Raw genomic sequence first — 20,086 nt, 5'->3', positions numbered from 1 at the left:
CTGATTTTTTGAGAAATTAAATCTATTATTAATTCCATGTAAAATAAACCAATGAATATCAAATTCTCATCCTAGAAACTGAGCAATTAAAAAATGACTACTCAAACAAATTCACAAACTCTACTAACTCCCTTAATGATGGGAGATTTAACACTAAAAAACCGAGTTGTCATGGCTCCAATGACTAGATCGCGAGCAGGTACAGAACGAATGCCCAATACTATGATGGCCGAATATTATGCTCAACGAACTGGGGCAGGTTTAATCATTTCAGAAGCAACTGTCATTTCCAAACAGGCTAATGGCTGGGTCAATTCTCCAGGCATTTACTCAGACGAACAGACAGAAGCTTGGAAACAAGTTGTAGATGCTGTCCATAGCAAAGGTACTCCTATATTCCTTCAACTTTGGCACTGTGGACGAGCTTCTCATAGTAGCTTTCACGAAAATGGTCAATTGCCAGTAGCTCCCTCTGCTATTAGATTGAATCAAGAATACGTTCATACTCCCATTGGCAAACAACCATTAGAAACTCCTCGCGCTCTAGAAACAGAAGAAATTCCAGCAATTGTAGAAAATTATCGTTTAGCTGCCGAACGTGCAAAGTCTGCTGGTTTTGATGGAGTAGAAATTCATGGAGCAAATGGCTATTTGATTGACGAATTTCTACAGTCAAAAACTAATCATCGGAGCGATCGCTATGGTGGCAGTCTGAAAAACAGATTTCAGTTTCTCAAAGAAATTGTAGAGTCTATTTTAACTGTTTGGCCTGATAATAGAGTTGGGGTAAGAATTGCTCCTAATGGTAATTTTAACGATATGGGTTCGCCAGATTTTCGGGAAACTTTTATTTATGTTGCGCAACAGTTAAACAATTATGGGTTAGCTTATCTTCACGTTATGGATGGTTTAGCTTTTGGTTCTCACGAATTAGGTGAACCGATGACTTTGGCTGAATTTAGAGAGGTTTTCACCAGCACTCTTATAGGAAATTGTGGATATACTCAAGAAACTGCTGAAACAGCAATTAAAGCTGGAAATGCCGACTTAATTGCTTTTGGGCGACCTTTTATTAGTAATCCAGATTTAGTAGAACGTTTTGCTAATAATTGGCCCCTTAATCCACCTGCAGATGTGAAAATTTGGTATTCATTTAACAAAGAAGGATATATTGATTTTCCCACTTATCAATAATCCTCTGTAACTTAGATAAGGAGTCAGGAGTCAGGAGTCAGGAGGTAGAAAAGAATTTTTCAGTGACTTTAGAGTCAGAAATAGGCATAGTCCAATACGGTTCAGTTAAGGATTTTTTTTGGCTGTTCTGTCATCTGAAAACCTCATCTAATAGTTCCATACCTTATGAGTTTTGGTCTTATCTGTTTGCGCAGCATGACCTAGGAAACTGTATTGAAGTATAGTCCCCACTATTGTTTTGGGCGAAAATTTATCACTAATACCAGTTTGATATGAGGTTGCATAGAATGATGAAATTCATTAAATCTATCTATACTTTATCTAAGCTTACCTGCGGTCAATTATGCTTGAAATATTATTCTATGCAGCTTCATTTCAATTTGGTAGAATTTAATTTTATACATTTATTCAGAAACACCTAAATACCTTCTTACTTCTTCCTTCTTCCTTATCCCTTCTTACTTCTTCCTTCTTCCTTATCCCTTCTTCCTTCTTCTGTTAATTTCTACCAACAATTTCTCTAACTCGATAAATAGGTCGTTCTTGAGATTCGTGATAAGTTCGCATCAGTAATTCTGCCAATAAACCAAAACTAAATAATTGTAAACCTGCAAGTAATAAGACAACAACTAAAATTAGTAGAGGGCGATCGCCAATCCGTTCGTTAAAGCCAAATTTTAGGATAGTTAAATAAATCCCAAAAAATGTACCAAATGCCCCAGAAACCAAACCCAACATTCCAAAAACGTGCATCGGTCTAGTGAGGAATTTTTTCATAAAAAATACTGTTAATAAATCCATCACAACTCGAAAAGTTCGCCCTAGACCATACTTACTTTGACCATAGCGACGAGCATAATGTTTTACAGGTATTTCTGTAATTCTTGCCCCTTCAATAAAAGCTAAAGCTGGTAAAAATCTATGTAATTCACCATAGAGATTCATATCAGCAATTAATTCCAAACGATAAGCTTTTAAAGAACAACCATAATCATGTAAATTTACCCCTGTAACTTTACCAATTATCCAATTAGCAATTTTAGAAGGAAGTAGTCGTGTAACAGCATCATCCTGCCTATTTTTTCGCCACCCACTCACTAAATCATAACCCTCATCTAGCTTAGATAATAATAGTGGAATATCAGCCGGATCATTTTGTAAATCTCCATCTAAAGTGACAATTACTTTGCCTGTAGCATGCTTAAACCCTGCCGCCATAGCTGCAGTTTGTCCATAATTTCGGCGGAGAATTACTGCTTTTAAATCTGTACGTTTTTGAGCTAATTCTGTTAGTAGTTTTGTCGAACCATCCTGAGAACCATCATCTACACAGATAATTTCGTAAGTAAGTTGATTTTCTATTAAAGTAGTAGAAATTGTTTCTAGTAATTGGGGAATACTATCGACTTCATTATAAATAGGTGTAACTATAGATAAATCTGTTTTAGTCGGAGAGTTTGTCTGCAACGCCATTTCTTGAGTTGATAGATAGTCACTCATTTTTATGTACCTAAACTTTTTGATCAAAAAACTTAGTATAAGTTTATCACGGTCTGGGATTAAAACTTGGAGTTTATCTATTTTAATTTTTATTTATTACTTTAACTCGAGCATTTGATTGATTTTATTAATTAATTTTTTTCACCTGATTTTCCTGATGAATAATTTTTATTTTTTGTTATTTGGTTATTTTTGGATATTAACAAACAGTAATTTAATCATTAGACAAATCTGATGAAGATGACTTATTAATTTCTTCTATAACTTTCTTTGGTAGACTGCGACGGCGACGATACCAAGTTGCGCCTCCTACTAACATTGCGATGAGACTTAATGCTCCAATTAAAGGTAAAACGTCACCTGTTTTTAATGCTGTTAAACCAGAACTTCCTAACATTACAAAAGGCAAAACACCAGGTACAGTTCCCAAGGTAGTACCTAATAGATAATCTTTAAAACTAACAGATGTTAAACCAGCAGCAAAATTTACTAAACCATAAGGAATAATTGGCAATAAGCGAATGGCAAACATATAAAATAATCCTCCCTGACACATTTCAGCATCCATTGCCTGCCATCGTCCAGCTAACTTTTGAGAAATCCATTCTCTACCTATAGTACGAGAATAATAAAATGCGATAATTGCCGCAATTATAGCTGCTACACTTGTCCATAATGTACCTATCCACGGTCCAAAAATTGCACCTCCAGCCAGATTAAGTGCTGTGGAAGGCAACACTAAGATAGTTGCTATTGTATAAATAACTATATAGATTATTGGTGCCCAAATACCTGCTCGTTCTAGCCAAGTTTGAACTTGTTCTGGAGCCAAACCTCCTAATAAATAAGCTGCTATTCCAGTCGCAACTATACAAATAATTGTCAGGATAAAAATACCAGTTTTAAAATTGAACATTAAATCTCTACTCCGACCCAAAACTACTGCTTTAGTATTTTTTATTTAATGACAAAAATTGTGAGATTACTCACTCCTAGTAATCTGATTTTTAAACCCATAACTTTCCCTAACTAAATAAAGAGGTCTTCTCTTAACTTCTTCGTGAACGCGACCTAAATATTCACCCAAAATTCCGAGAGATAATAACTGCATTCCACCTAAAAATAATATCGCTACTATTAATGAAGCATAACCAGGAACATCAATTCCAAATATCAAAGTCCGAATCACTAAAAAGCTAGCATAAATAAATGAAATTAAAGAAATTAATACCCCAATATAACTCCAAATTTTTAGAGGTTGAGAACTAAAAGCAGTAATACCTTCAATTGCAAAATTCCAGAGCTTCCAATAATTCCATTTTGTTTGACCTTTGAAACGAGGATCTCGGTCATATGATATGGAAGTTTGTTGATAACCTACCCAAGAAAATAAACCTTTCATAAAACGGTTAGTTTCTGGCAATTGTTTGAGAGCTTCTACAACTTTTCGATCCATTAATCTAAAGTCCCCAGTATCCGGTGGAATTTTTACAGAAGTTAGCCCCTGAATTACCCTGTAGAAACTTTGAGCTGTAAATTTTTTGACCCAACTCTCCCCTTGTCGCGATCGCCTAGTTGCGTAGACCACATCATATCCCTCTTGCCACTTAGCTATAAGTTCTCCAATTAATTCTGGTGGGTCTTGTAAATCTGCATCTATGGGTATAATTGCATCTCCTATTGTATAGTCAATACCTGCTGTTAGCGCAATTTCTTTACCAAAATTACGAGAAAAATTAACTACTTTAATTGCAGGATTACGTTTATGATATTCTACTAATAACTTGAGAGTATTATCCTTACTACCATCATTAACACAGACTATTTCATAAGTTATTTCTAGAGGTTCTAATACTGATATGAGTCTTTCAAATAAATAGTTAATATTTGGTTCTTCGTTGTAACAAGGAACCACTATGGAAAGTTGTACTTTTTCTTCTTTCATAAGCATATTAAACCCAAGCAATATAGAGTTAACAGTAGCACCCCGAATAAATTTTATTGGTTATTAGTTAAGACCATTAACTTTTCCATAAATAATAATTACCCATCGCCACAGAAAAAGCTTATATCTCCTAAAAATTTACCTTTGTCAAATATATTCATATTCTACTAGGAATAGGATGATTTTTATAGAAAACTACCTAGGGCACGAGATTTCATTTTTTCTTTTGTGCCATCGTCCATCCCCCTTTCAATAGTCATAATTTATTTAATTAATTTGATAGAGATAGTAAGTGCTACCCTCTTTGATTATTGTCATGGTTTTGTCATTCACAGTCTTCTTCATTTTCTTAGAAGAGTAAACCTTAAAAGTACTTGGATTTAAGCCAAATTTACTAGACATATAATAATCACCAGCAGTGCAATTATCTGAGAATTTTAAGTTTTTTGCTGTTACATACTGATCGGTATATTCATAGACTCGTAAATTTTTAGATAATCCTTTTGGAGCGCAAATTGTTGACCTTTCTGGAAGAGTATTAAGAACTTCTGCGATAGTATTAGTTGCTAGTAGTTGATTCTTACCGATGTGGCTGTTAATGTAGTTAATACTTAGTCTCAGATTATTGAAGATAGAAAAACACAATGCAAATACGATGATAATTAAAATTATTTTTTCTAATGGTTTAGATATATTCAAATAAGCTATACTCACTGCGGTCAAAAATAAAGGCAAACAATATATTAATAATTTGTAAAATACAGGGTTATAGGTTTTCTCTTGATCAGCGGATGAATAGGCGAAAAAAAATAGAATTGAAGTTGCCAATACAATCAGGTAAATATTCTTATTACCTCTAAATTTAAGTAATCCAACTAACAAAATAAGACTCAGAAAAGTAACTGACAAAATAGAAAACATTAATAGTCTTCTAGAATCAGCCATAAAGTAAATATCGTTCCCCAGACTGAAGTAGGATTTGATGATAACTATTACTCTTTCCCACAAATTTAACGAATATTCTTCATCGCTACTTACATTCCTAACAAGGGAAATAATTCCAATCGTATTTATCCAGTTACGTTGTACTTCACCTATCCAATATGGTAATAAGGTTATAATAGAAGACAGCACAGCATATAAACATAATACTAAGCATTTCGGGTTCCTATTATTTTTGAAAAACCAATAGATACAGCTAATTATAAAAACTACTGGCATTACAAAAAGAGCAGAGAAATGTAAATTTACTAGAATAGCTAAGACTATACCGTATCCTATCCAAGATAAAACAGAATTAATATAATTTTTAGGCTGACTTAGCTGATAGTTATATAGCCAAATAAAGAGAAGAAGAAAAAATGGAATAGAACCAGGATTACCTGCTAGACTACCGCCAGAATTCATACCCATATTTCTGACCAAAACACTATACCAAAAGCCAATTAAACTAGCGATAAAAAATCTTTTTGAAGTCTCTATTCCTTCTAATAATTGGTAGATTACTGCAACAAGTAAAGGAATACTTAGAAAAGTGAAAAGCGCGTCAGGAAAAGCTTGAATTGATAATTGACTGCTTAAAATAGTGAAGGGGAAGACTAAATAGAAATAGAGGGGAGGTAGGTAAACAAAATCTCCCCAAATAAATTTCCAAGCTGAGTGAGGTCCGAGAGTAGGAAATTTCCCTTGCCAAATTTCCATAGTTGCGTAAGCATCTCGTATTTGATCGCCAGATAGAATAGAAAATTGAACAACACCAACAATCCTAATGAATAAACCAAAGATTAGAGATAGAAACAATAATATTGATCCGAATAAAAGCCACTTATCTGATAGAATTACGGTTGTATGTTTCAGCGGATTTTTCATAATAAAGTTTACCTTGCAAATATTCAGAACATTGGCAAAGCTAGATAATTAAGTCGATCACTGCAAAAAATAGGTGTCGTATTAATTGGAGAAATGAGCCAAGATAGTAAACAAGAGGCGGGTAGAAAACAAAAGTGGGATTACCATAGCCGTAGTTAGTCCCAGCAAGCCATCTAGGGTACAAAATTCCTTCAGAAAGTTGTTTAGAGAAATGCTGAATCCATGTAAGATGCCATTTGAGATCGACTTCATGATTAATATTAAGTCCATCCCTAATCATTCTCCAATTTATAATTACAGTCGCTAAAAATATAAGACAAACTATCCCTCCTTCTATTAAGTAGGGTGGAAGAGAGAATTTAGAGATAAATTTAGATTGTCTGGATAAAAACCTTTTTAAACTTGTTTCTTGTTTCATAAGCTTACCAAACTACTTAACTTCTCAAAATGTTTATGCAAACATTCTTTTAGTTTCTAATTGAGCTTCGGCAGTAAATCTAACAACTGGATAATTAAACAAAATTCAAATTATTAGCAGAAACAAATAAGGGTATCTACTGAAATATATGATTTTATATACTAAGAGAGTATCTGTAAATAATATATCAAATCATGGTGTAGGGTGGTTTGCGCAGATTACATGGTTAAAGTTAATAGTTAGCTTTGTGATTCACCGTAACCCAGTAAAACGTAGACTTTTGAGCATCTATTAAGATTTATTTTACAGATACTTTTTAAGAATTCTTATTATTACTTCAAGTAAATTTATACCAGTAGATCCCAAGTATAATAATACTAATAATACTGGTAATCATACCTACTAAAAATGGATAAGTCCAAGAATAAAAAAGTCTAACTGTATAGTCACCCGGATTTAGCTTGAGTTCAATTGTTCCATCATTAGATACAATCATTGGATAGGGTAGATTATTTACATATAAACGCCAAGCTGGATAGTAGAAAGTTCCTATTTTTAAATTAGTATCTTCTGTGGCTGAGACACTAAAAATTCTATTGTAACTACTCCATTGATCGACTTCTATTAATCCTTTTCCTTGAACAATAGAGACAGGGGGTTGATCGAGTAAAGGTTTGGCAGCTACTCCCTCTGGTGTTAATAGTAGGTACTCAACTCTACCTTGTAATTTACTTATTTCTTTTTCATCAAGAGCAAGCTTGATGACATTAAAGAAATCTTCTGACTTATATTTAGGGTTAAGTGCAGCTTTCTGTAGATTGCCAGGGTTATTAAAACCTGATAAAGTTCTAGATAAATTATAGGAATAACCAGCATTAGCTAGAAAAATCACTGCTAAAATTAAAGATAAAATTAACTTGAGTTGTGATTTACTATTCAAAACTCTATTAATAGCAATTGCCAGCATAGCAACTACTCCAAACGAAAACATTCCCATGAGTCTCCAAGGAAATTGAACCATTTGCAATGTTCTGCTGCTTTGCCAAATCTTTACAGAGGGATAAGTCATCAGAAATGATAAAGTCCCTAAAAAAATCAGCCAAAGAATAGCTTCTTTCATTTTTTTAGGTTCCTGCCGACAGCAGAAAAATATTATTATTATCAAAACAATAATAATTAATAGTTGATATGTAAAAATATCTGTTATTTGATTCCTCATAAATCCATTAGCCCAGCTGACAGGAGTCCAAATCAAATTGCCTTGAAATCCTCCAGCAACTTTTCTCATACTATTTACATTTACTAAATTCTTTTCCAGAACAGCTGGTAATAAGTAGAAGGATGCTATTCCTAAACCTACCATTCCAGAACCAATGGTCATTACAATAGCTTTCCAAGAATATTTTAGTAAGAAGCAAATTACATATAAAAACCAAAAAATAGTGTAAAGAAGTAGACTAGGTGCATGTGTCAAAGATAAAACTGTGAAAAACAAAGCAAGACCTATTCTCCATTTTGGTTTGCCAAAAGCTTGGTCTGTCAAAAATAATCCCAAAGGAAATAATGCTACAGCAAATGTCTCTGGTAAAGCAGCTCTTTGATATATATTTAGGACTACATAAGGAGATGTCATATAAGCTAATGCAGCTAATAAAGCAACTTTCTTACCCCATTTATTTCGACCATAAACATAACAACTAAAACCGGCCAATAAAGATGCTAATAAAAATAGCAAAGCAACTGTTTTCTGAATATCTATTCCAGTTAGTTTGATCAGGGAGCCAATGTAGTAAACTCCAGGAGGATAAAATACAAAATCAGGACTACCGTATCCATAGTTAGTATCAGCAAGCCACCTAGGATACCAAATTCCTTCTGCAAGATGTCTTGAAAAATGAGTTAACCATTGAAGGTGAGGCCCAATATCATGGGATTCAAAAATAATTCCGTTACGAAACATATATTCAGTAATGATTATAGAGCACCCTAATAAGAGTACAAAAGATATCAAAACTTCCCTTAACAATGGGTTAATAGATAGTCGATTATTCATGGTAATATGTACTTGCAAATAAAAATTTATTTTAGTAATTAAAGCTATCTTTTATTGATTTTTTTTTACTTATTTTTTCATCAAACTTTTGTTTAGTTTATTTTACTAACTTCACTTCATCAGGATGATTTTTAGCCCAAACTTCACGGTCTTGACGAATTTTTGTGAGATGAGATTCAATATTTTCTGAATTAATTAAAATTCCAAAATATTCTGGAACTTCTTCCTGCTGATAAAATAAAATCCGGTTGAGAATTAAATCGCCCACTTTTTTTGTGTAATGAGAATTATCTCTATAGTTTTCCATATCATTATGGATAGGTTCAGTTGTGATACTGTTGTACCCAGAAAAATCAAATACAGGAGTAATTTTTACCACTTCACGTTTTCATTCTTCAAAAGTTGACCACTCACCTGTTGCTCTAATAACTTACCATTGAGTTGCATGAGAAGGAGAAATAAATAGTATTAACTTGATGTTATTTTCTTGACACAAATCTACTATTTTCTTTAATTCATCATTATAAGCTGGTTGATGATTTTTTAAAGCTGGATAGTTAGGATCTATAGCGCGTTTCGTTCTCGATGAACCCATCAAAACTGTTACAGGTTTAATGCGAATAATATCAATTGCTTTAAAGAGGCGATCGCTATTATCTTTCCGAGGTTTTGAATGATTTATTCCTAAGAAATTTGGAGTATTAAATACATCATAAGGATCTGCAACAATATTGAATCTTCCTACTGCTACTACAGGTAGTAGAGCCGACAATAAAAACAGCCAATTATATCTGCGGTATCTTCTCTTAATTTAATACAGATTTTTCTGATTTTGGGGTAGATGAAGCTTGGGAGTAAGTAGAACTAAGTTGATTATTTATACTCATATTTACCTCAACATTTATCTAAAATTTTAAAATTGGAAATAAAGAAACTCAAACACACGATTCAGCGATAATAAAGCTACACTTTTCAAAACACCAATCCAAACTGCCCACCACCAAGTAGGTTTCAACTTTGCCAAAATTTCCTGAGTATTAGGTAGGAAACTTACAGAAAAAGTTAAGCCTATCAAAGTCAAAATTGAGAAAATTTTACTACCAAAAAATTCCGGTAGATAACTCATATCTTTCCAAGATTTAAGCTGAAAACCAAAAGCTGAAAACCAAAATTAGTTAACACAGATAATTTACCTTGAGTTTCCCCTGGTATAGCTACTCCATTCAAGCCTGGCATTGTCTGTAAAATATCTAGACCATCCTGAAAATTTTGCGCTCTAACCAAAAGTATAAAAAGAAATAGCCAAAGGCAAAATAATTTGCCCAGCATTCAAATTTGTAGAAACTATTGAATTAAAAGTATCCAAGAAAAAATTCGCATATTTATAGTAAGAAATTATGGCTAAATTAACAGCTATACCTACCCAAAGTAAAACATTTGCTTGCTTACTTTCAGGTTTAGCCTGAGCAATAAATTTCCCCATTCGATAATTCCACAAAATTGAAATTATTAGCAAAGGCAAATAAGCAACATTCCAATAACCGTAAAAAGCAAATGAACTAGCTGTCAACCAAACTTTTGCAGCCTTGATTAAACCAAATCTCGTTAAACCAAAGAATATAATCAGAGTTAAAGGTAAAAAACAAAAGATAAAAACGTAAGAATTAAATAATACCAAATTGATAAATTTTTGCTACAAATATATAGGGTATTTCTTAGGAGTCAACCCACCCCTAGCCCCTCCCAGGAGGGGAAGTCAGGAGTCAGGAGTCGTATGGAAATAGCTTTAATACCATTTTTTAGGGCTTAAATTATCTTTTTCTTTCAAAGGAACATCTACTATAAATTATTTTTATCGATCTTACTATTCGTAACATTCTTTTTTCAAATTGGTATAACATACCTAGTAACCGAAAAATTGGGTAGTTACGTCTCCTGTTTTAAGAGGATAAAAAACAGTCGAGAGATGGCGAGGAGACCTCACCATCTCTAATAGACCAAGAGAAAAAGAATATTCCGTATTTTCAAGTCTCCTTATTGCAGAAGTACTAAAAACTGATAACTGATAACTGAAATACCATCCTCCTAATTTTCTTTTTGCTCATCCGAACAAGATTTTTGCATAATATTTTTCTTTTCCACAGTTTGTGTTTCTCCTGGCGGAACAGTTCTCTCATCCATATAAAAAACATCCAAACTTTCTAATTTTTCAGAACCCTCATGATTATTATTCCATTCACGACAAAGATACTCTGCATAATAAGGATAAAGCTTTCGACCCATAGCTCGGTTTAGAGTAATCAAATAACTCCGCCACTGCATATTCTTATACAGCTTATTAAATTGTTTCATCGTTGGTTTATCCCAACTTATAGACTCCCCTTTTTCATATAAAACATCAACCTCTTTCCCATTTTTTAAATTACCCTGAATAACGTGCCAACCATCATCTCTGGGTGGAGCAGGTGCAAAAATACTCCAAGATTGGTCTAATCTTGTCACCCTACTCAATACATCTAGCCTTTGTACAGTCTTACGTTTAAATAATTGGTCAGCTTTAGTAATAAAATCCTGTTTCTTTTCTTCTCTTCTGTTATAAGTTTGTTGGACAAAAACTTTAAAATTCCAAATCAAAGTATAGATAAGTAGTAAAGATACAACAATATTTAATCCTAAATTAGGACCTACATTTAGAGGACGAAATTGCAATGGTTTAGTAAAATTTCCAGCAAATTTTCTATTATTAGCAATAGATTCATAAAATTTCGTTCCTAGAGGCATTATTGCTGATAATCCCATTAAGAAAGCCAAAGGTTTAAAAATAGGAGACAAACTAAATACATAAACCAAAGCTTCCCATTTGAAATGTCGATTTCCTTGCCAGTCTACAACAACCCAAGAATTTTTATCCTGCATATCAGCGTAGATAGATTCATCAGTTTGAGCAGTAGTTAATGGTGTTCCTGGTAATATCAAAAAAGTGCGTAACAGATAAACAACTTTCTTACAAAATCCACAGTCTGCATCATAATAAATCCTCAATCCTTGACGTTCATTACTCTGGATTTTTTCCTGCCAATTATCCCAAAGTGCTGTAGGAATAAAAACCAACCAAATAACCACACATAAATAAGGAAATACCCCTAGTTCAAAAGATAAAGCAAAACTAATATGTAAAAGAATAAACAAAACCACAGAAACGCAGCGGAAAAATGTAATTCCAACAGGAATAAAAATCATCAAAGGTCCTAACCATTCAAACCAAAGAGCTGCCCAAGTTAGTAACTTTAATATAGGTTCAGGAAAACTTAGTAAAAATTGCCCAAATGGCGTAGCATAGCCATCAAAATTCAAAGCATAATAAACCGCATCTCCATCAGGCCACCAAATCTCACTCTTAGTCTTATAAGCTGCCGAACCTGCATAAATCAGCACTATTTGAATCATCAGTGCCACAGTAGCAGCAGAAGCAATTCGTTTAGGTAATTTTTCTGTTGAAGAATTAAGAGCGCTATCTATTGAATAACTTGCTCCCAATGGTAAAAACATTGCCCAAAAAAGCAAAGCACGCAGTACAGCATCCCCAGCAAAACTTAAAGCTGGATTTCGATTCTGAATAGAAATAACAAATGCCCACATAGCAATAGTTGCTAATCTAGTTCGATATCCTACCAACAAAGCTATAGCAATTAATCCAACAATTAAGAAAATTAAGCCCTGTACAAAAGGTTCCCCACTAATTGAATTTATTGACCAATAAAAGGGATTTGCAATTTCCTTAAGTAATGTCCGAGGTATAACTCCAGCATCACTATAAAGAGACCTTAAATCTCCAGCACGGATAATTAAATCTACAATAATTACTAATGCTAAACCCACTCTAAATAGAGCAAGCGATCGCAAATCTAAACCAAATAATTCCTCTAGTTTAGTGTTTAATTTTTTTTCCTTCTTTAAATCATTTACTATCATTGTACTAGCTTTTATTTTTTAGCTAAATTAAACATCAAGTTATATCAATTACTATGCTTTAATGCTACATTTAGGTAACACTTAAATTTTTTAAGTAATTAACACAGTCAAAATAATCTTTTTGATAACTACTAGCTAGTAGAGTGTTAATTATTAAGGTTAATCGCTGTTTCATTTTTCTGGATATCAAAGTTAATAAAATTGAATTCGTTTCTACTTCATGGATAAATGGTATGAGATAGCTGAAAAAAAATCAGAGACAGAGATAGGAGTTATTACAAACAGTTGAAGAACAATGATAAATTATAGTTAATTATTAAAGCTATCAAAAGAGAAAAAAGACCATTGAAAGGCACGGACAAGATAGCTTTAAGAGTGAAGTTCAGATATATTACTCGTTGACTAAATTAAATTTAAACTTAAAAAACTCTGGTTTGAAACGCTGTGCTTGATAGACAGTTCCTACAATTTGCTCATCATTTGGAGACCTAAATGGACTCATAAATTCCCAGACGATTTTTTGATCGGATGTAACTTCAAAAATTCGTCCAAACTGGGTTTGAGTAATGAGAGTATTGCCATTTGGTAATCGCTGCTGCGACGAACCAAATGGGCTATCAAAAATATTATCTTGATCCCCTGTGTATTGCCAAGAAATTTCCATCGTTTTGGGGTTAATTTCCATCACCCTTGATTTTCCACCCTCTCCAATATGACCCTTATTATCAAATAAAAGGATATTTCCGTTTGGCAAAAAATCAGGATCATGTTGCTGTCGCCATGCTCCTGTAGTTGCCCATACAACTTTTTCCTCCTCTAGATCAACCACAGCAATTGCGTTAAGATTTCTCGGAGAAATTAACACCTGACCTTTCTTAAATAAAGGAAACTTGTCAGCTATATTTTCATTGAGAACTTCCACTGCATTAGTATGAAGAGGATCCCAATTGCGAATGTTTTCAATAGTCCCTGAATACTCTGAATTTCGAAAGGCTTTTGCCACTGAAAGTTTCTTAAGTTCTTTCCCATCAGGTGATAGAACAATTATAAAATCGTCATACCAATCAATGTTATCTCTAACTAATTCTTGTGTAAGGGTATAAATTTTTCCATCGTTACCAACAGTAACATCGTGATGGACATAGTAAGGATATTTCCAGATGACCTGAGAATTCTTGTCTACTCTAGCTAGTCCATATCCATAAGGAGTATCATTCATACTTTGATGAATAACTAAAAGATCTCCATTAGGATAGATATGAGCCTTTGCTAAAACAACGAAATCATCGGAGTTAGGAACTTTGATATGCGGTGGAGATGATGACCAAACTTTTGAGAAAGGGATTTCCCATTCATGTACTATCTGACCCTCCATTGACAGGAGAAATGCTTTTTGTTCATGACTAGAAGTGAACACAGTATAACCTTTGTAAGCTTTTTGTTGATTAAATTCCAATACCCCACTGCCTTGGCGAGGAGATGGACCAAAAAAACCTGTTTGATAACGATCTACTGGCTCTAATTTTTCTTTCCACGCTCTAGCAGCAGCGTAGGCTTTTCTCAATGAACCATACGGCCATATTTTAAACTCATAAAATAGTGTTCCTAAAATAAAGCTTAAAAAAACTATGGAGGAAATCCAATAAATGATCAGAAGGGGAGATGGAGAATTTGTTTTTTGACTCATTGAGTTTTTACCATTTTTATAACTATACTTCACCAATAATACTAACATAAATCACAAGCTTAAATTAATAGCAAATAATCATCTTTAACCAATAAAAATATGTTAATATATTAATTAATGTAGTTTCAAATAAATAGTTGAATATACAACTAAATAAACTATAAGTCATATCATGTTTGCTTGAATACTTACACTTATAGTGGCTAGAGGCAGAAGGAAAGAAAAGGCACTTAAGGGAGAAAGTTTTTTGATAACTGATGATCCGGAAATGATATAAATCCTAATTAGTCTCTCTTGTTTCCCCATGATAAGCATCTACTAAATAAGCTATCTTAGTAAAAGTATAATATTGAATTTATTGACCAATTAAAAGGATTTGAAATTTCCTTGAGTAATGTCCGAGGCATCACTATAATGGTAAGCATTCAGCGGTCAGCAATCAGTTAGCCTCCTATGGTCGGAACTGCGTTAACAGCTATTGCTTTTAGTTTAAGATCAAAGCTTTATTAATTCTCTTGCTACAAAAGTTTGCTCCTTTGCCATTAAAGTCTATATTAATTCAAACACTGTCTTGAAGGAGAGAATCTTGTTGATGTTTGCGCAGTATTCCGCAGGAAATGCTTACCTATAATGAGATGTTAAATCTCCAACACTGATAATTAATTATACAAGAATTACTAATGCCAAACCCACTCTAAATACGGCAAGCGATCGCAAATCTAAACCAAACAATTTTTCCAGTTTGGCACTTAAGTTATTTTTTTCCTTTTCCATACTTACTGTCATTTTAATTATTGATAGTAATTTCATTTGAGTTGGGTAAAAAACATGGTAGCTTTTAGGCAGCAGGCAACAGGTAAGAAGGTTTGCCACACTTTTTACTGTTAGTAAATAACTAACTATTGTTTGACATATCATCTGAAAACGCTATAGTTATTGACTTTATTAAAATTATAAATTATCTACTTATTTCAATTTTTTGTGACTAGCTGATTTGCCAAATAAATTTTTCCACCAAACTTTTAATCTATGGCGAATAACTTGAATTTTATGAGATAAAGTAGGTAATCTTTGAATATAAACTCCTAACCTAAAAAAAGCAGCCAAAGAGCCAGATAAACTAATACCAAAACTAGAAATAGCTGCCGTATTCATCCCTAAAGTAATCATTTCTCCCAAATGTAAATAATGAAACGGTCTTGGGCGTTTATTATTTAAACTTTTCCACAGATTTTTTGCTGCTTGACTTGCTTGTTGATAAGCAACTTGAGCTGTTGCTGGAAGTTGTTTATTATTGGGGTATGAAATCTCTGCAATATCTCCCAATGCAAATACTTCTGGATAGTCAACTAACTGTAAAGTTGGCTCACAAATAAGTTGACCTCTAGAATTATGAGAACAATCCAAATTTTTCACCCACTCTCTCATTTGAACTCCCGCAGTCCATAATATTAAATCAGTGGGAATAACAGCAGTTTCTCCAGCTTGTAAAATAGTAACTTTGTCAGCTTCAATAGCATTCACACCCGTCTGTAAACTGATTAAAACATTTCTTTTATCTAGAGCACGTTGAGCATTTTTCCGAGTAGCAGGAGTAAAAGTTTTCAGAATTTCTTTTCCTCTTTCTATCAGGCGTATTTCTCCCCTTTTCCCTAATCTATCTGCTATTTTTCCTGCTAACTCTACCCCACTCGGACCCCCACCAACAATACTTACCCGAATTTTTTCTTGGCTAGAATTTTCCAAACTTTGTAACTTTTGTTCGAGGCGTTGAATATCAGCTAAAGTTCTGAATGTCAAAACATTTTCTGCACCATTTGGCATTTTTCCATTAGTGACACCCACAGCAATAACTAAATAATCATAAGGTAAACTTCCTCCCTCTAAAAGTTTAACTTCGCGAGCTTGAAAATCAATATCTTTCGCTTCATCTTGGCAAAACTGAATATCTTTATTTTTGAGTAATTTATCAAAAGATGGAGCTATTTCCCAAGTTTTCAGTTCATCTGTAATCACCTCATAAAGTAAAGGAGTAAATGCAATATGATCCTGTATATCTATTAAAGTTATTTGACAGTTTTTCTGTTTAAATCCCCGAAAGCTTTGTAAATACAATGCTGTATAAAGACCGCCGAAGCCACCGCCTAAAATACAAATTTTTGTAGGCACATTACTTCCTTTTACTGTTTCAGATATTTTTCCAGTTTCCACAGCTTTTAATATTGATAATTATTGATTTTTTACCTATTCTATAAAAATTACTCCTGACAAATCCCGATATGAAATTTTTCAGGAAGCAGTCTTCAACAATTAATTATTAATTATTAATTATTAATAATTAACTGTCCTTGAAAATAAGAGGATTGACTCAAAGAAAAAATCTTTCTTGTTTCTCCTTTAAAAGAGAGGTTTTAAACCTTAATTATTCGGTAATTTATTCCAAATTAACTTCAAACGTTTTACAAGCAATTAAACTTTTGAATCAAGTTAAATACAACTTTTTTGTTAGAGCAAAATATATTAGTATCTAACCAATTTTACTATTCAATATTATCCTACAGATAGCAGTCGAAGCAAATATTAGGCTACCTCTAAAACTTCACTTATCTTACAAGTAATAGTTTTGAATCTGGCTGTTTGCGGAGCATTAGATAGGAAATGCTGAATGCTGAATGCTGATAGCTGATAGCTATACATCAGCACCCCTAAACTAAAATGTAATACAATCAAACCTCATCTGTTAACCATGGTATGTCACGCCCCAACAGTTCTTGCAAATTTAAAATATCCTTCCGAAATAACTGTTTTAAATCATCTTTAACAGTAGTCGGAATAGGCGGTATAACACCTTTATTCGATTTCTGAAAAAACTTTAAAGCTTTATTGTATGTCTTTTTAGGTAAAGCCTTTTCTAAAGTTAATTTAATAACATTCGGCTCCTTAAGCAAACGATGGAGAACCAAACTTTTAGGCCAATATCCTGACAATTTACGTTTAGAGCAGTTTGGTATAAAGCTATCATCTACATCAATAAAGCGATATAATTCCTGCATAATGCCTATAGTATCTCGACAAAAATCGTCATAAATAATTACCTTAATTTGCTCTGGAGAAAATAAATCTAAGTATAGCTTTACCTGATTGTAATAACTACTTAGCTTAGTATAGTGCCAAGCACAGTCCCAGTTTTTACTAATTCTCTCATCTTCTGCAGTAATGGCTTCACTTAGTGGCAAAGGTTCCAGTAAGTCGCGAACATTCATCACATACTGAGAATATAATCTATTTACTGGGTTGCGTAGCATAATAATCATCTTGGCATCAGGGATATACTTTTTAATCCTTTCCGCAGCTTGAGGAAAATATAAGTAGCGCACCGAAGCTTCACCAATAGCTTTCACTTCTCCCACATCTTGAAAAAGTTTTTGATAAGTCTCAAAGTCAGTAATAGTACCTTGATATAGCTTTCGGATCAACGCCTCTTCATCATCAGGTCCTGAATAATATGGTAACTTTACCCCTTCAAAAATGAAGAAGTTTGGTTCTTTTGGTTTGGACATAAAAACTTGAGGATGTTGCTTCAAGTATGACCAAACAGAGGTAGTACCTGATTTTGCTGCACCTATAACAAGGAAACTTGGTAAATTCATAGGCCAAACTTGAAAACTTTGAACAAATAAACTCCATAGCGCTACGCACAAGTCAGTAGGGGCGAATAGCATTCGCCCTTACTTATGGAAGTCAGAATTTATCCCTGACTAACTTTGAGTATTTATAAATGTCCGCGCTCTATTTGCGTAGTACTCTAGAACTTCATAATTAAAACTCAAAGTAAATAAATGCAGAAGGAATAGTTGCCCCCAGCAAAATAGTTAAACCTAGCAGACCTCTTGATATCCAAGGAGATAACAAAAATTCATACTCATCTCGCTGCTGCCAAACTGCCAAATGTTCTAAAAATAATGTCCCTATCGCCACAGCTAAAGTAAAAACTAGAGCCCAACCCTCATTTATGCTATAAGAGCTAAAAGCATCGATCGCCCCAGAAATTGAATAAGCTCCTGGTGTCACTAAAGTTACTAACTTAGTACCCAACCTACTAATATTAGTTTCCATAAAAAATAAACAGCCTAGAGTCACGGCCATAAACGTCAAGGCCCAGGAAACTAACTCAGTTTTAGAAGTCCATCTACCCACAAATCTTTGAAAAGGTCTCCCGGCATATCTGAGTACCAATAATAATGCCCCATGGTAAGCTCCCCATAAAATAAAATTCCAGGCTGCCCCGTGCCAAAAGCCTGAAAGAGTAAAAGTTATAAATAAATAGAATGGTGCCCACTTTTTATTTGCACCCATTAGTGGGATAAAGACATAGTCCCTAAACCAGTTACTCAGAGTAATGTGCCAACGTCGCCAAAATTCTTGAATACTGACAGAAGTATAGGGTGCCAGAAAATTTAATTCTAGTTTAACTCCTAAAATTCTAGCGATACCAACAGCCATAAAGCTGTATCCAGCAAAGTCAAAATATATTCTTAAAGTAAACAAAAAGGCATGAAACCAAACTAATAAAGCATTTGTTGCTTGTTGTAGGTCTATATATGGAGTAATGTTATCTGCTAGAACAAATTTCATAAATAAACCTAGAGATAACCATCGCAAACCTAATTCAAAGTTTTCTACAGTAAATTTAAATTTAAAAGATTCTAACTGGGGTAATAATTGTTTACGTCTTTCGATTGGACCTGCTACAATTTGGGGGAAAAATGCAATAAAGTTTACGTAATCTATAAAATTAATTGGCTTTTTCTTTTTAGCTGTAAAAGAATCTACAACAAATGCCACCATCTGAAAAGTATAAAAAGAAATCCCTGGAGGAATTCTATTAAATACTGGTAAAGGAAAACTTTGTTCCCAATTTGGAGGCATTCCCCCGACTACTAAACCTACTACATCTTCTACAAAAAAGGTAAGATATTTAAAGTATGCTAATACCGCTACATCAAATACTATTAAAAATGTAGCGATCGCCCTTGACTCCCAACCACGTCTTTGCAACATTAGTCGCACTATTATGTAGTTGAAAATCACCTCGAATATAAAGACGGCAAAACTTTTTAAATTAGCATTTAAAAATAATGTTAGTGATAATACCATCAAGCCGATGGTATCAAAATTATCTTGCCAGAAATTTAACCTTTTTCCTAGAGCGCGGATGGTGAAGAAAGGCAAGCTAAAAATCAGCAGCACCCACCAGAAGGAAAAATCAGAAAAATTCAATTAACTATTTCCTCCTCTTATTCTTGATAGCGACCTATCCCAATAAATTATGGTATGAGGTATTTGTCAATCTCTGAAATATTGAAATATTTTTTAGTTACCAAAAGCAATTTTTTATTGGTAACTAAGATTTTTAATTTTCTGAAGATCAAGTCTTAATCTATACTA

Annotated in this window: 17 protein-coding genes; 1 reads left to right on the top strand and 16 read right to left on the bottom strand. The window is 33.5% G+C overall.

The features are described 5' to 3' along the window. Positions 1 to 93 precede the first annotated feature (93 nt). Positions 94 to 1,194 carry an alkene reductase gene (locus tag F6K15_RS10140; RefSeq protein WP_293060397.1) on the top strand — a complete coding sequence of 367 codons (1,101 nt, stop codon included), beginning with the start codon at positions 94 to 96 and terminating at the stop codon, positions 1,192 to 1,194. A 498-nt stretch (positions 1,195 to 1,692) separates the two neighbouring features. Here F6K15_RS10140 and F6K15_RS10135 read toward each other — a convergent pair whose 3' ends face one another. The 16 genes from F6K15_RS10135 to F6K15_RS10060 all read right to left on the bottom strand — a co-directional run bounded on the left by F6K15_RS10135 (position 1,693) and on the right by F6K15_RS10060 (position 19,918). Continuing rightward, complete coding sequence (locus F6K15_RS10135) at positions 1,693 to 2,694, bottom strand: glycosyltransferase family 2 protein (RefSeq protein WP_293060396.1); 1,002 nt, start codon at positions 2,692 to 2,694, stop codon at positions 1,693 to 1,695. Between the two features lie 214 nt (positions 2,695 to 2,908). Next, positions 2,909 to 3,610, bottom strand: coding sequence for a TVP38/TMEM64 family protein (locus F6K15_RS10130; RefSeq protein ID WP_293060394.1), 702 nt, complete (start codon positions 3,608 to 3,610; stop codon positions 2,909 to 2,911). Positions 3,611 to 3,676: 66 nt separating this feature from the next. After that, positions 3,677 to 4,645, bottom strand: coding sequence for a glycosyltransferase family 2 protein (locus tag F6K15_RS10125; RefSeq protein WP_293060392.1), 969 nt, complete (start codon positions 4,643 to 4,645; stop codon positions 3,677 to 3,679). A 261-nt stretch (positions 4,646 to 4,906) separates the two neighbouring features. Then, positions 4,907 to 6,508 carry a hypothetical protein gene (locus F6K15_RS10120; RefSeq protein ID WP_293060390.1) on the bottom strand — a complete coding sequence of 534 codons (1,602 nt, stop codon included), beginning with the start codon at positions 6,506 to 6,508 and terminating at the stop codon, positions 4,907 to 4,909. Positions 6,509 to 7,263: 755 nt separating this feature from the next. After that, positions 7,264 to 8,886 (bottom strand): 6-pyruvoyl-tetrahydropterin synthase-related protein, encoded by a 1,623-nt coding sequence (locus F6K15_RS10115; RefSeq protein ID WP_293060389.1) that lies wholly within the window; start codon positions 8,884 to 8,886, stop codon positions 7,264 to 7,266. A gap of 190 nt (positions 8,887 to 9,076) precedes the next feature. Then, positions 9,077 to 9,358, bottom strand: a complete 282-nt coding sequence (locus tag F6K15_RS10110; protein WP_293060387.1) for a hypothetical protein — start codon at positions 9,356 to 9,358, stop codon at positions 9,077 to 9,079. Between the two features lie 51 nt (positions 9,359 to 9,409). Next, entirely contained in the window at positions 9,410 to 9,751 is a 342-nt protein-coding gene (locus F6K15_RS10105) for a hypothetical protein (RefSeq protein WP_293060386.1), read from the bottom strand. A 141-nt stretch (positions 9,752 to 9,892) separates the two neighbouring features. Beyond that, positions 9,893 to 10,105, bottom strand: coding sequence for a hypothetical protein (locus F6K15_RS10100; RefSeq protein ID WP_293060385.1), 213 nt, complete (start codon positions 10,103 to 10,105; stop codon positions 9,893 to 9,895). Then, positions 10,102 to 10,263, bottom strand: a complete 162-nt coding sequence (locus F6K15_RS10095; RefSeq protein WP_293060383.1) for a hypothetical protein — start codon at positions 10,261 to 10,263, stop codon at positions 10,102 to 10,104. The genes F6K15_RS10100 and F6K15_RS10095 overlap by 4 nt, the downstream gene beginning before the upstream one ends. Further along, on the bottom strand, positions 10,256 to 10,657 hold the full coding sequence (locus F6K15_RS10090; protein WP_293060381.1) for a hypothetical protein: 402 nt from the start codon (positions 10,655 to 10,657) through the stop codon (positions 10,256 to 10,258). The genes F6K15_RS10095 and F6K15_RS10090 overlap by 8 nt, the downstream gene beginning before the upstream one ends. Positions 10,658 to 11,064: 407 nt before the next feature. Further along, on the bottom strand, positions 11,065 to 12,951 hold the full coding sequence (locus tag F6K15_RS10085) for an HTTM domain-containing protein (protein ID WP_293060379.1): 1,887 nt from the start codon (positions 12,949 to 12,951) through the stop codon (positions 11,065 to 11,067). A gap of 391 nt (positions 12,952 to 13,342) precedes the next feature. Next, the gene (locus tag F6K15_RS10080) at positions 13,343 to 14,638 is read right to left on the bottom strand and encodes an arylsulfotransferase family protein (protein ID WP_293060378.1); all 1,296 of its coding nucleotides are present in this window, start codon (positions 14,636 to 14,638) and stop codon (positions 13,343 to 13,345) included. 663 nt (positions 14,639 to 15,301) lie between these two features. After that, on the bottom strand, positions 15,302 to 15,424 hold the full coding sequence (locus F6K15_RS10075; RefSeq protein ID WP_293060376.1) for a hypothetical protein: 123 nt from the start codon (positions 15,422 to 15,424) through the stop codon (positions 15,302 to 15,304). Positions 15,425 to 15,604: 180 nt separating this feature from the next. Continuing rightward, the gene (locus F6K15_RS10070) at positions 15,605 to 16,849 is read right to left on the bottom strand and encodes an NAD(P)/FAD-dependent oxidoreductase (protein WP_293060375.1); all 1,245 of its coding nucleotides are present in this window, start codon (positions 16,847 to 16,849) and stop codon (positions 15,605 to 15,607) included. Positions 16,850 to 17,364: 515 nt separating this feature from the next. Further along, a complete protein-coding gene (locus F6K15_RS10065) occupies positions 17,365 to 18,360 on the bottom strand; it encodes a sulfotransferase (protein ID WP_293060369.1) in 996 nt (331 codons plus the stop codon). 97 nt (positions 18,361 to 18,457) lie between these two features. Continuing rightward, positions 18,458 to 19,918 carry an MBOAT family protein gene (locus tag F6K15_RS10060; RefSeq protein WP_293060368.1) on the bottom strand — a complete coding sequence of 487 codons (1,461 nt, stop codon included), beginning with the start codon at positions 19,916 to 19,918 and terminating at the stop codon, positions 18,458 to 18,460. Between the last annotated feature and the right edge of the window lie 168 nt (positions 19,919 to 20,086).

This window comes from Okeania sp. SIO2B3 (genome assembly GCF_010672525.1).
Lineage (GTDB): Bacteria > Cyanobacteriota > Cyanobacteriia > Cyanobacteriales > Microcoleaceae > Okeania.
Note: the sequence above shows the minus strand (reverse complement) of the source record. Positions and strands in the feature narration are given on the sequence as shown.